We start from the raw sequence: 12,868 nt of genomic DNA, 5'->3' as shown, positions 1-12,868 counted from the left end.
CCTGCCGCCCGGCGTGTGCGGCGACCCGTTCGGGGCCTATGCGGAGCGTCACATCGCGGTTACCCGGCACTCCCGTCGGCCCCGGCTCCCCGGGCCCGCTCAGACGCGGGTGAGGCACCACGCGCCGAGGGCGAGAGCGGTGACCGCCGCCACGCTCGCGAGCGACGCCGACAGCGCGGGACGCACCCCTTGGGCGACCGGCTCGCCCCGGCGCAGCCGTGTCACGGTCCACAGCAGCAGCCCGCCTCCGAACAGGGCGAACACCACCCCCACGAAGATCGCCGGTCCGCTCTCCATGTCCCGTCCTCCCACCCCTCGACCACCCCGGGAGGGGAGGCTGGCACGGACGGGCGGCGGGCGCGCGAACCCGAGGTGAACGCGAGGCGTACCGTGCCCTCAGACCGAGCCGGGCGTGCGTATCTTCCCGGTCGTCCTCGACACGTCGGCGTTGCGCACCGTGCACACCACCTTGCTGAAGCCCTTCTTCCATTCGTCCTTGTCGGAGACCCATCCCGACACGATCAGGTCAGCGCCGGGCGCCCAACTCGACTCGAACCTGTTGGTGCAGAGCTTTCCGCCCTCGGCGAGGGCACCGTCGAAGGTCATGTTGGCGGGCGCCTGGACCGAACCGACGACCTGGTCGGTGTGCGCTTCGGCACAGTCGGTCAGCGGGGCGTCGTAACCCTTGTCCTCCCGGGTGGTGTAGTCCCAGCAGTCCCCGACGGCCATCTGCGTGGGCCATAGATTCATGCCCACGTCACGGAGCCGGCCCACTTCGCCGCCTATCGGGACGTGCTTGCCGAGGACGAGGCATGCCGTACCGCCCTTGGCCGTGGTGAAGCCCTCCTCGGTGGGGACGAGCGCGTAGACCCCCGCGTCGGGCAGCGCCTCGGCGATCGCGTCCGCCTGGGCGGCGCAGCGCCGCGCGCCGTCGGCCTTCGCGTCGGCGTGGTCCGCCGCCCGCTCCACCGCCACGACCTGGCCGTCCGGCCAGTCCTCGCCGCAGTCGACCACGCCGAGGTCGGGCACCGACGTGAACGCCGCGCCCGTCCAGACCGCCTTGACGCAGTCCCCCACCTCCAGCGGCTTCTTGAGGGCCGCGCGCTCCCCGTAGGGGTACTCCGAGCCGGGCTGTGGGCCGCCCGCCTGCGAGGTGTCGGAAGGCTTGGGATCCGGGTCGCCCCGGAAGGTCACCGCGGCCCAGGTCCCGCCGCCCGCCACCAGCAGCACGGCGACCACGATCCCGACGATCGCCGCCGCGGGCATCTTCCGCCGCGCCCCACCGGGCGGCGGTCCCCCGGCCGTCATGGTCGGGAATCCCGCGTTTCCCGGCGGCGCCCCGCCGCCGTACGGGGCGGGTCGGCCGCCCCCGTACGGGTTGTAGCTGTCGTAGGGACTCCGCGGCTGCTGTCCTCGCTGCCACGGGTCGTACGGTGCCGGGCCGCCCGCCGGGGTGTTCGGGGTGTTCGGCGCGGCGGGTGACGCGCCGGGGGTGTGCGGCGCGTACGGCGTGTGGGGCGCGCCGGGCGTGTGCGGGGTGTACGGCGTGTGAGGTGCGCCCGGTGTGTTCGGGGTGCCGCCGAGGCCGTGCTGGCCGGCGGCCACGTACCCGGGCGGCGCGCTCGCCACGTACCCCGGGGGCGCTCCGGCGGTTCCGGGACCGCCGGGCGTACCCGGTGTGCCGGGAGCGCCGGGAGCCGGCCCGAAGGAACCGGGCGCCGGCGCGGGGGCGGCTCCCCAGCCCGGCGGAGTCGGTCCGCCGCCCGCTCCGGAGGTCACCCGCTCCAGTCCGCGTGCCACCGCCTCCGGCGACAGCCGGCGCACCGGGTCCTTGATGAGCAGTCCGTGCAGGACGGAGGCCAGGTCACCGGCGCGGGCGGGCGGCGTCGGCTCCTCCCCGAGCAGGGCCGTGAGCGTCGCGTACTCGCCGTGCCGGTCGAAGGGGCCGCGGCCCTCGACCGCCGCGTACAGCGTGGCGCCGAGCGAGAACAGGTCGGCGGCCGGGGTGGGCGGCTCGCCCCGCGCCCGCTCCGGCGCCAGGTAGCCGGGGGTGCCGAGGATGCCGGCGGTCGCGGTGAGCCGGGGTTCGTGGGACTCCGGCTGGAGGGCGATGCCGTAGTCGGTGAGCAGCACGCGTGCGTAGAGGTCGCCCGAGGCGTCGGCGGCCAGCAGGATGTTGGCCGGTTTCACATCGCGGTGCAGGATGCCGATCCGGTGCCCCGCCGTGAGGGCGTCGAGGACCGCGAGCCCGATCCGGGCGACCTGCGCGGGCGAGAGCGGCCCCCGCTGCCGTACGACGGCCTGGAGGTCGATCGCGTCCGGCACGTACTCCATGACGATCCACGGCAGGCCCTCGTGCAGCACCACGTCGTGGACCGTCGCCACATGCGGGTGTCCGCGCAGCCGCGCGGCGTGCCGGGCCTCGCTGCGGGCCCGGGCGATGCGCTGGGCGGACTCGGTCGCGTCGCGCGGGACGTCGGGCAGGGAGATCTCCTTCATGGAGACCTCGCAGGCCAACTCCTCGTCGTACGCGAGCCAGACCCGGCCCATGCCGCCCGCGCCCAGGGTGCGCAGCAGCCGGTACCGGTTGTTGATGATCCTGCCCTGGCCCTGCTCCGGCGTATCCCGCGCCATCGCGACCCCCCGATCCCCCAGAGACAGTGCGTGCCTCCCCCGAGGACACGTCGAATCCGTCTCTTGAAAATAGCTTCGCACGCACCACTGACAGGAGCCCTTTTACGTATCAATCCAGGCACAAGCAGCACATGCGTCCCAGGAGTTCCCATACGCCTCACGCGTCACGGGAAGTGGCATCGCGCGGGGCACCAGTACCGTCACCGGACGGTCCGGAAATGGTCACCGGGCGCGCGAGGGCAGTGCGGCAGCGGTGTGGAGACTCCCGCCCTCACCGGACCGGTTCGAGGAACCCCTGCTCGACGAGCAGCCGGATCTGGCCCGGTGTCCGGTCGCGCAGCGCCACCGCCTCCTCGCCGACGAGCTGGGCGATGGCGTCCAGGATCCGTCCCGCGCTGAGCGTGCCGTCGCACACACCGGCGAATCCCGCGCCGACCGTGTCCACCTTCGTGGCCCGGCGCATACCCCGGTTCTGACGCAGCACCACATGCTCGGGGTCCTCGGCGCCGGGCAGCCCGACCTGCTCCTGGACGATCTCGGCGGTCAGCCGGAAGTGTGCGGCGAGGAGGGCCGCGTCGTCGTTCGACCGCAGGTAGTCGACGCGCGCGAAGTGCTGCCGCACGGTCTCGCCGAGCGGCTGTTCGACCGGGTGCGGCCACTCCTCGACGGTGATCGAGGGCTCCCGGTCCGCGGCCGCCGCCTTCCGCAGAGTGATCCATCCGAAGCCGACGCCCTTGACCTTGCGCGACTCGAACTCGTCGAGCCAGGCGTCGTACCGCGCCCGGTACTCGGCCACGTCACCGCGGTGGTCACCCGCGTCCCGCAGCCACAACTCCGCGTACTGCGCGACGTCCTGGACCTCCCGCTGCACGATCCACGCGTCGCATCCGCGCGGCACCCACGACCTCAGCCGCTCCTGCCAGTCCTCCCCTTCCACGTGCTGCCAGTTGGCGAGGAACTGCGCGTACCCGCCCTCGTTCAGCCGCTCCCCCGCCTGCGCAACGAGCGTGCGGCACAGATCGTCCCCGCCCATCCCGCCGTCGCGGTAGGTCAGCCGGGCGCCGGGCGAGATCACGAACGGCGGATTGGACACGATGAGGTCGTACGTCTCGTCGGCCCGGACCGGCTCGAAGAGCGAGCCCTGGCGCAGATCGGCTTCCGGGGCCCCGGAGAGCGCCAGCGTGAGCGCCGTGATGTGCAGCGCGCGCGGGTTGAGGTCGGTCGCGGTCACGCGCGTGGCGTGTCGCGCGGCGTGCAGGGCCTGGATGCCGGAACCGGTCCCGAGGTCGAGCGCGGCGCCGACGGCCGTCCGCACGGTGATCCCGGCCAGGGTCGTGGACGCACCGCCGACCCCCAGCACCACACCCTCGTCCCGGCTTCCGATCCCGCCGGCCCCGCCGACCGCGCACCCCAGGTCGGACACGATGAACCAGTCCTCGCCGTCGGGCCCGCCGTACGGCCGTACGTCGACGGCGGCCGCGATCTCGTCCGCGCCGGCGCGGACGAGCCAGCCGCTCTCGACGCACGCGTCGACGGGCAGCACACCCTCCACGCGCGCGCGGGGGACCGCCTGTTGCAACAGGAACAGGCGTACGAGCGCCTCCAGCGCCGTGTCCCCCCGCGTCGCCCTGAGCGCCGGCACGACCTCGCTGCGCGCCAGGGCCGCGTACGCGGACGCGCCGAGCAGTTCGAGAAGCCCGTCGGCGGTGAAGTCGGCGCCGATCAGCGCCTGACGAAGCCGCACAGCGACGTCGGACCGGTCGGCGGAGGGCAGGGAAGACAGCCTGGAGTCACTCACACCGCCCAGCGTAGTCGCGCACCGCGGCCCCGCCCGGGCGCGGACGACCGTGCCGCCCCGGGCGTCCCTCCGGCCCTGGCCCGGTCACCCGCGGCGGCGCGGAACCCCGCTCGGCGTCAGCTCCCGGACGCGGGCGCGGACACCGCCCCGGAGGCGGTGGCGGACTTGCAGCTCTGCTGGTCGGCCATCGCCTGGCCCACCTCGCCCTTCTCCAGCTCCTTCAGGGCGTTGCTCCCAGTCTTGCTCAGCTTCTCCAGCTCGGTGGCGACACCTTCGAGCCCGTCCGCGAACTTCGCCTGGTCCTTCGTGTTCAGCGCGTCCGACTTCTTCTTCAGCTCGCCGTAGGCCGTCGACAGCTGGTTCAGCTCGGCGACCGCGGCCTTCTGCTTCTTCTCGCCTTCCTCCACATCGGGCGCCCCGGCCCGCTGGATGGCCGTGGCCATCGCCTTGTACGCGTCGGAGATGTCCTGGAAGCCCTGCGAGTCGGCCTTCTGCACGTCCGCCGGAGCGCTGTCGTCCGAGGTCTCCTTCTGGATCGAGGCGTTGGCCGCCGCGATCTTCCTGATCTGCGGCTGCACGGAGTCACAGACCTGCTTGGCCCAGGAGTTCAGCTTGTCGTTCGTCTTGTCGTCGCTGCTGCAGCCGGACAGCGCCAGTACCAGTACCGCACCGCCGGACAGTGCGGCAGCGAGCTTCTTGTTCACCGGATTGGTCCCTTCCATGGCTCTCGGCCCCGGAACATACACGCCGTATGGGCGGTAGCTGTGTGCCGAGCACCCCCGGTGCACCCTTTTCCAACCATTTGCACCAAGAGAGAGAAGGCTCACGGAGAACGGCGGGCCGCCACGGAAGCGGGCGGCCGGCGCGTCAACACGCGCCGCCCGCCCGCCCCTTGAGCTGGGCCCTCGCGGGCCCGGTCCAGGACCCGGCCCGAACCCGGTCTAAGGCCGTCTACGAAACCACCGCTGGATCCGCCGACTTGGCCATCCGTTCGGCGTTGTCTTCGTCACCCACGGCGATGCCGCGCCGCTTGGACACGTACACCGCCGCGACGATCACGGCGATCGAGACCACCGCGATGGCGACACGCAGCCCGACGCTCTTGTCCTCGCCGTAGCTGAACTGGACGACCGCCGGCGCGATGAGCAACGCGACGAGGTTCATCACCTTCAGCAGCGGGTTGATGGCCGGTCCCGCCGTGTCCTTGAACGGGTCGCCCACCGTGTCACCGATGACGGTCGCGGCATGGGCCTCGCTGCCCTTGCCGCCGTGATGGCCGTCCTCGACGAGCTTCTTGGCGTTGTCCCACGCGCCACCGGAGTTGGCGAGGAACACCGCCATCAGCGTGCCCGTACCGATCGCGCCCGCGAGGTACGCGCCGAGCGCGCCGACACCGAGCGTGAACCCGATCGCGATCGGCGCCATGACGGCGAGCAGACCGGGCGTGGCCAGCTCCCGCAGGGCGTCCTTGGTGCAGATGTCGACGACCCGGCCGTACTCCGGCTGCTCGGTGTAGTCCATGATCCCGGGCCGCTCGCGGAACTGCCGCCGCACCTCGTAGACCACCGAACCGGCCGACCGCGCGACCGCGTTGATCGCCAGCCCCGAGAACAGGAAGACGACCGCGGCGCCCGCGATGAGCCCGACCAGGTTGTTGGGCTGCGAGATGTCCATCATCAGGTTCATGGGCGCGCCGTCGCCGGAGACCTTCTCGCCGACGTCGTTCGCGGCCGTGAGGATCGCGTCGCGGTACGAGCCGAAGAGCGCGGCGGCCGCGAGTACGGCCGTGGCGATGGCGATGCCCTTGGTGATGGCCTTGGTGGTGTTGCCGACGGCGTCCAGGTCGGTGAGCACCTGCGCGCCCGCGCCCTCGACGTCGCCGGACATCTCGGCGATGCCCTGCGCGTTGTCGGAGACCGGCCCGAAGGTGTCCATGGCGACGATGACGCCGACCGTGGTGAGCAGGCCGGTGCCGGCCAGCGCCACCGCGAACAGCGCGAGCATGATCGACGTACCGCCGAGCAGGAACGCCCCGTAGACGCCGAGCCCGATCAACAGCGCGGTGTAGACGGCCGATTCGAGTCCGATGGAGATGCCGGCGAGGACGACGGTGGCCGCGCCGGTGAGCGAACTCTTGCCGATGTCCCTCACGGGACGCCGGGTGGTCTCGGTGAAGTAGCCGGTCAGCTGCTGGATCAGCGCGGCCAGCACGATGCCGATGGCCACCGCGAGGACCGCGAGGACCCGCGGGTCGCCGTCGTGGCCCGCGATCGCCGTGTCCGTGACGCCTTCGAGGTCGGCGTACGACGACGGCAGGTAGGCGTAGACGGCGACGGCGACGAGCACCAGCGAGATCACCGCGGAGATGAAGAAGCCGCGGTTGATGGCGGACATGCCGCTGCGGTCGGCGCGGCGGGGTGCCACCGCGAAGATGCCGATCATCGCGGTGAGCACGCCGATCGCGGGCACGATCAGCGGGAACGCGAGCCCGGAGTCACCGAACGCGGCCTTGCCGAGGATCAGCGCGGCGACGAGCGTGACGGCGTACGACTCGAAGAGGTCGGCCGCCATGCCCGCGCAGTCGCCGACGTTGTCGCCCACGTTGTCGGCGATGGTCGCGGCATTGCGCGGGTCGTCCTCCGGAATGCCCTGCTCGACCTTGCCGACCAGGTCGGCGCCGACGTCGGCGGCCTTGGTGAAGATGCCGCCGCCGACTCGCATGAACATGGCGATGAGCGCGGCCCCGAGGCCGAAGCCCTCCAGCACCTTCGGCGCGTCGGCCGCGTACACGAGGACCACGCAGGACGCACCGAGGAGCCCGAGCCCCACCGTGAACATGCCGACGACGCCACCGGTGCGAAATGCGATCTTCATCGCCTTGTGCGAGACGGCGGTGAGATCCTTTTCCGGTTCGCCTTCCGCCGGTGTCGCTTCCCGGGCAGCCGCGGCGACACGCACATTGCTGCGCACGGCGAGCCACATACCGATATAGCCGGTGGCCGCCGAGAACGCCGCGCCGATCAAGAAGAAGACCGATCGGCCGGCGCGCTGATTCCAGTCGTCCGCGGGCAGCAGCATGAGCAGGAAAAACACGACGACGGCGAATACGCCGAGCGTGCGCAACTGCCTGGCCAGATAGGCGTTCGCGCCTTCCTGGATCGCCGTCGCGATCTTCTTCATGCTGTCGGTGCCCTCGCCCGCCGCGAGCACCTGGCGCACCAGGACCCCGGCGACGGCGAGCGCGGCCAGCGCCACGAAGCCGATCACCATGACGATGATCCGGTTGTCGTCGGTCAGTACCGCGGCTGCGAGGTCCGCGGACTGGTCAAACCTCTGAGGGGTAGAAAGCCCCGCCATTCGTCCTCCTTGACGCTTGGGCTGAGCTCAAGATGTGGACGGATTGTAGGGAGGAGATCCTGATCAAAACAGTGCACGGCAAGCGGAATTGGCCTTCACATGCCCACCAGCAAATGATCCGCGCGCGACCACGTTACTCGAAAGAAGTAACGCCTCAAAGGCATTGACACTTGATCAATTATCACGTGATAGATCGTGAATTCCTTCACGAATTCCGCTGTTCCGATGGGTGCTGATCGGAATAGGTGATCGAAATAAATACCGGAAAACGCGAAGGGCCCTGCTCAGCAGGGCCCTTCGCGGTACTACTTGAAGTTGAGAAGACCGGACTGTCAGGGCAGGACGGCGACCGACAGTGTCGTCGGCCAGGTCATGCGGATCAGTCCGCCGTGCTCCCCGGCCGAGACCTCGACGTCGTCGACGAGGCCGCTGATCACCGCGAGGCCCATGTCGTCCTCCTCGATGTCGGCGTCCACGTCACCACCTGCACCCGACGACTTGTCACCGGGCACGGCGTGCGGCGCCTCGTCGCCGACCTCGATGGAGAACTGCTTCTCCTCCTCGATCAGCGACACCTGCACCGGCGCCGAGATACCGCTGCTCTGATGCAGTCCCACGGCACGGGTGCACGCCTCGCCGACGGCCAGCCTGACCTCGTCGAGGACGGCCTCGTCCACTCCGGCCCTGCGCGCCACCGCTGCCGCCACCAGTCGGGCGGTCCGGACGTGCTCGGGCAGCGCGCTGAAGCGGAGTTCAACGGTGGCCATGCATCCCCCTCGGAACTACGGGCGTGCGGTCGGAGGGCCGGGCCCATGGGCCCGGTCCCCCTCACTTGTCTCTTGCCGTTCCGGGCACCGGGCCCGGGCGGGCGCGATCAGTCGGTGGCCGCCACCGCTTCGTCGACCGAGGTGTGAATCGGGAACACCTTGGTCAGACCGGTGATGCGGAAGATCTTCAAAATCCGCTCCTGGTTGCACACCAGGCGCAGCGAGCCCTCATGGGCCCGTACGCGCTTCAGGCCGCCCACCAGCACGCCGAGCCCGGTGGAGTCGAGGAAGTCGACGCCCTCCATGTCGACGACGAGGTGGAAACTCCCGTCGTTGACCAGCTCGACCAGCTGCTCACGCAGCTTGGGCGCGGTATAAACGTCGATTTCGCCACCGACCTCGACGACCGTACGATCGCCGACAGTACGGGTCGACAGGGACAGGTCCACGGATCCTCCAGCACCTTGCTATCGAGCGTTCGCCCCTCGGGACACCTCGGCTTGAAAGCCCCCGGGACGGTTCGCCAGCCGCGATGGCATTCAATCACTTACCGGCAGGCGTGCACGACGCCTTGGCTCCATTGTCCGTCACGCCGGTGACACACTCGATGCCGATGGCCAAGAATCACCGATCCGATCGATCCCCGACGGACACCGCTTCCAGCCCCTCGCCGGGCACGGTCCTGGACCGGCTCGCCTCGGGGCCGAGCCGGGCTTCGCGCATCACTCATACGGAGCATGTGCCCCCACGTGCGGGCCGCCATGCAGTCTGGCCCGACCGGATCCGACCGGAAGTACTCGCCGCCCTACAGGCCGCGGGAATCGAACACCCCTGGGTCCACCAGGCACGCGTCGCCGAGCACGCGCTGGACGGCGAATCGGTCGTCGTCGCCACCGGCACCGCCTCCGGCAAGTCGCTGGCCTACCTCGTCCCGGTCCTCTCGCGCCTTCTGGACGGCTCCGAAGCCCCCAACGGGCGCGGGGCGACCGCGCTCTATCTGGCCCCCACCAAGGCTCTCGCGGCAGATCAGCGACGTTCTGTGAAGGAATTTTCACAACCTCTGGGAAACGCCGTGCGCCCGGCCGTGTACGACGGCGACACCCCCGTCGAGGAACGCGAATGGGTGCGCCAGTACGCCAACTACGTCCTCACCAACCCCGACATGCTGCACCGCGGCATCCTCCCCTCCCACCCCCGCTGGTCCTCCTTCCTGCGCGCTCTCAAGTACGTGGTCATCGACGAGTGCCACACCTACCGCGGCGTCTTCGGCTCCCACGTCGCCCACGTGCTGCGCCGCCTGCGCCGCCTGTGCGCCCGCTACGGCGCCGAACCCGTCTTCCTGCTGGCCTCCGCCACCGCCGCCGAACCCTCGGTCGCTGCCCGCCGCCTCACCAGTGTCCCGGTCACCGAGGTCGCGGACGACGCCTCGCCCCGCGGTGAACTGGTGTTCGCCCTCTGGGAGCCCCCGCTCACCGAACTCCACGGCGAGAAGGGCGCGCCGGTACGGCGCACGGCGACCGCGGAGACGGCGGACCTGCTGACCGACCTGGTCGTGCAGGGCGTGCGCTCGGTCGCGTTCGTACGCTCCCGGCGCGGCGCGGAGCTGATCTCGGTGATCGCCCAGGAACGTCTGAGGGAGGTCGACCGCTCCCTCGCCCGGCGCGTCGCCGCCTACCGAGGCGGCTACCTCCCCGAGGAGCGCCGCGCCCTGGAACGCGCCCTTCACTCCGGCGAACTCCTCGGCCTCGCCGCCACCTCCGCCCTCGAACTCGGCATCGACATCTCCGGCCTGGACGCCGTCCTCATCGCCGGCTACCCCGGCACCCGCGCCTCCCTCTGGCAACAGGCCGGCCGCGCCGGACGCTCCGGCCAGGGCGCCCTCGCCGTCCTCGTCGCCCGCGACGACCCCCTGGACACCTTCCTGGTCCACCACCCCGAGGCCCTGTTCGACCGACCGGTGGAATCGACCGTCCTCGACCCCGACAACCCGTACGTCCTCGCCCCCCACCTCTGCGCCGCCGCCGCGGAACTGCCCCTCACGGACGAGGACCTCCCCCTGTTCGGACCCGCCTGCGAGGAACTGCTGCCGCAACTGGAGGCCGCGAAGCTACTGCGCCGCCGCGCCAAGGCCTGGCACTGGACCCGCCGCGAGCGGGCCGCCGACCTGACCGACATCCGGGGCCAGGGCGGCCGCCCCGTCCAGATCGTCGAGACCGGCACCGGCCGGCTCCTCGGCACGGTCGACGCGGGCGCCGCCCACACCACCGTCCACGAAGGCGCGGTCCACCTGCACCAGGGCCGCACCTACCTGGTGCGCGAACTGGACCTGGACGACTCCGTCGCCCTCGTCCAGCAGGCCGACCCGCCCTATTCGACCGTCGCCCGCGACACCACCTCCATCTCCGTCCTGGAGACCGACACCGAGATCCCCTGGGGAGAGGGCCGGTTGTGCTTCGGCTCCGTCGAAGTCACCAACCAGGTCGTCTCCTTCCTCCGTCGCCGCCTCATCACCGGCGAGGTGCTCGGCGAGTCCAAACTCGACCTCCCTCCCCGTACGCTGCGCACCCGCGCGGTCTGGTGGACCGTCACCGAGGACCAGCTGGACGCGGCCCGGATCGATCCCGAGATCCTCGGCGGCGCCCTGCACGCCGCCGAACACGCCTCGATCGGCATGCTGCCCCTCTTCGCGACCTGCGACCGCTGGGACATCGGCGGCGTCTCGGTCCCGCTGCACCCGGACACCCTGCTCCCGACCGTCTTCGTCTACGACGGCCACCCGGGAGGCGCGGGCTTCGCCGAGCGCGCCTTCCACACCGCGCGTGCCTGGCTCACCGCCACCCGCCAGGCCATCGCCTCCTGCGAGTGCGACGCCGGCTGCCCGTCCTGCATCCAGTCCCCCAAGTGCGGCAACGGCAACGACCCGTTGCACAAACGGGGCGCCGTACGGCTGCTGACCGAACTGCTCCGCGCAGCACCCGACGCTCCACCGGAGAGCCGGGCGCCTTGAGGAACAGGGGCACGTCGGCGACCGGGCGGGTACCGGTGGGCGGGTCCCGTCGGCGGGTACCGAGCGCTGATCGCACGGTTCCCGGGCGCCCTTCGCGGCGAACCTGTGCGGCTCTCAGCGGCTCTCCAGCCCTATCCCGGGGCTGGTGAGCCGGGTGGGCCGGGTGGACCCGCCCGCGCCCTGACCTCGGCGGTGAGTGGTCCTATGTCCGATGCCGCTGTGACGTCGGAGATCTCTCCCTCGACCTCGCAGCGCACGAGTCTGCCGCCCTGAGCCCTCACCACCCATTCCGCCGTCGCACAGGCCCCCTCGTCACCCTTCATCCAGTGGTCGGCGGCCGCCAAGGCCGCGAGGTCGGCCGCCGCGGCAGCCTGATGCCGGATCACGACGGCCTGCCCCAGGGCGAGTACGCCACCGAACACGGCGCACAGCGCGACGATCGCACCGACGGCCCAGACGGTCGCGGAGCCCCTGTCCGAACTGGCCGAGTGGACCGAGTGCGCGGAGCGGACCGAGTGCGCCGAGCGGGCTGACCCGGCCGACCGCGCCGAGCGGGCCGAGCGGGCCGACCTGGCTGCTCGCGGCCGCCGACCGGACCAGACGGGCCACAAGTCCGCGCTCACCCGGCCTCCACCCCCTCCGCCGTGGCCGCCCCCACCGTCTCCTCCGCCAGGGCCACGGCCGCGTGGCTCAGATCGAGGCCCAGTCCGTCCGGCCCCGGCGCCGGGGCCGAGACGACGACACGCACGAAGTCGCCCTTCCTGCTCACGGTCACCTCCGCCCCGTCCGGCGCCGTGTTCCGGGCCGTCGCCACGACCGTGGCCGACGGGTCCTGCCGGGCCGCCGCCCGGGCACCGGCCCGGGCGGCGTCCACGACCTGGATCTGCGCGCAGGCGGCGAACAGTCCCCACACGAGCGCCGTCGCGACCAGCAGCATCCCCGGCAGGACCATGGCCGCCTCGGCCGTCACGAACCCACCGTCGCCGCCCGGCGCCCCGCCTCGGCGCCGCGATCCGCCCCGCCGTGGTCCACGCCGCTCACGCGCCGCCATTGAGGGCCCGCCCGACGATCTGCTGCAGTTCCTCCTGGACCTGCCCGCTGGTCACGACCTTGTAGAGCACCGCCGCGAAGGCCACCGCAGCGATGATCCCGACTGCGTATTCGGAGGTCACCATCCCCGCGTCCCGTCGCGCCGCCCGCACTCGGCACATCACGGCACCCACCAGCTTGGCGCAGCCCTTTTCCGCTACCTCCTTCACCGACTTGCCCGACCCGCACGACTTGATCGACTTGTCCATCTCAACC

General features: G+C 71.5%; 11 protein-coding genes. 1 reads left to right on the top strand and 10 read right to left on the bottom strand.

Annotated features, from left to right (window positions below):
• Window positions 1-99: 99 nt before the first annotated feature.
• The 7 genes from H4687_RS25765 to bldG all read right to left on the bottom strand — a co-directional run bounded on the left by H4687_RS25765 (window position 100) and on the right by bldG (window position 9,005).
• The gene (locus H4687_RS25765) at window positions 100-297 is read right to left on the bottom strand and encodes a hypothetical protein (RefSeq protein ID WP_020113751.1); all 198 of its coding nucleotides are present in this window, start codon (window positions 295-297) and stop codon (window positions 100-102) included.
• Between the two features lie 99 nt (window positions 298-396).
• Entirely contained in the window at window positions 397-2,634 is a 2,238-nt protein-coding gene (locus tag H4687_RS25760; RefSeq protein WP_046916529.1) for a serine/threonine-protein kinase, read from the bottom strand.
• A 271-nt stretch (window positions 2,635-2,905) separates the two neighbouring features.
• Window positions 2,906-4,432: a DUF7059 domain-containing protein gene (locus H4687_RS25755; protein WP_046916530.1), complete on the bottom strand. Its 1,527-nt coding sequence runs from the start codon at window positions 4,430-4,432 to the stop codon at window positions 2,906-2,908.
• Between the two features lie 116 nt (window positions 4,433-4,548).
• Window positions 4,549-5,154, bottom strand: a complete 606-nt coding sequence (locus H4687_RS25750) for a hypothetical protein (protein WP_046916531.1) — start codon at window positions 5,152-5,154, stop codon at window positions 4,549-4,551.
• 229 nt (window positions 5,155-5,383) lie between these two features.
• Window positions 5,384-7,789, bottom strand: coding sequence for a sodium-translocating pyrophosphatase (locus tag H4687_RS25745; RefSeq protein ID WP_046916532.1), 2,406 nt, complete (start codon window positions 7,787-7,789; stop codon window positions 5,384-5,386).
• 332 nt (window positions 7,790-8,121) lie between these two features.
• Window positions 8,122-8,556: an ATP-binding protein gene (locus tag H4687_RS25740; RefSeq protein ID WP_046916533.1), complete on the bottom strand. Its 435-nt coding sequence runs from the start codon at window positions 8,554-8,556 to the stop codon at window positions 8,122-8,124.
• Between the two features lie 107 nt (window positions 8,557-8,663).
• Window positions 8,664-9,005, bottom strand: coding sequence for an anti-sigma factor antagonist BldG (gene bldG, locus H4687_RS25735; protein ID WP_005475923.1), 342 nt, complete (start codon window positions 9,003-9,005; stop codon window positions 8,664-8,666).
• Between the two features lie 83 nt (window positions 9,006-9,088).
• Between bldG and H4687_RS25730 the strand changes: the two genes are divergently transcribed.
• Complete coding sequence (locus tag H4687_RS25730; RefSeq protein WP_078907607.1) at window positions 9,089-11,563, top strand: DEAD/DEAH box helicase; 2,475 nt, start codon at window positions 9,089-9,091, stop codon at window positions 11,561-11,563.
• Between the two features lie 131 nt (window positions 11,564-11,694).
• Here H4687_RS25730 and H4687_RS25725 read toward each other — a convergent pair whose 3' ends face one another.
• The 3 genes from H4687_RS25725 to H4687_RS25715 are packed head-to-tail and all read right to left on the bottom strand — an operon-like array spanning window position 11,695 to window position 12,861.
• Window positions 11,695-12,186: an Rv3654c family TadE-like protein gene (locus H4687_RS25725; protein ID WP_046916534.1), complete on the bottom strand. Its 492-nt coding sequence runs from the start codon at window positions 12,184-12,186 to the stop codon at window positions 11,695-11,697.
• Window positions 12,183-12,614 (bottom strand): TadE family type IV pilus minor pilin, encoded by a 432-nt coding sequence (locus H4687_RS25720; RefSeq protein ID WP_050399543.1) that lies wholly within the window; start codon window positions 12,612-12,614, stop codon window positions 12,183-12,185. The genes H4687_RS25725 and H4687_RS25720 overlap by 4 nt, the downstream gene beginning before the upstream one ends.
• The gene (locus H4687_RS25715; protein ID WP_050399542.1) at window positions 12,601-12,861 is read right to left on the bottom strand and encodes a DUF4244 domain-containing protein; all 261 of its coding nucleotides are present in this window, start codon (window positions 12,859-12,861) and stop codon (window positions 12,601-12,603) included. The genes H4687_RS25720 and H4687_RS25715 overlap by 14 nt, the downstream gene beginning before the upstream one ends.
• Window positions 12,862-12,868: the final 7 nt, after the last annotated feature.

It is taken from the genome of Streptomyces stelliscabiei (assembly GCF_014873495.1).
Classification (GTDB): Bacteria; Actinomycetota; Actinomycetes; order Streptomycetales; family Streptomycetaceae; genus Streptomyces; species Streptomyces bottropensis.
This window is presented reverse-complemented; position numbering and strand designations above follow the sequence as displayed.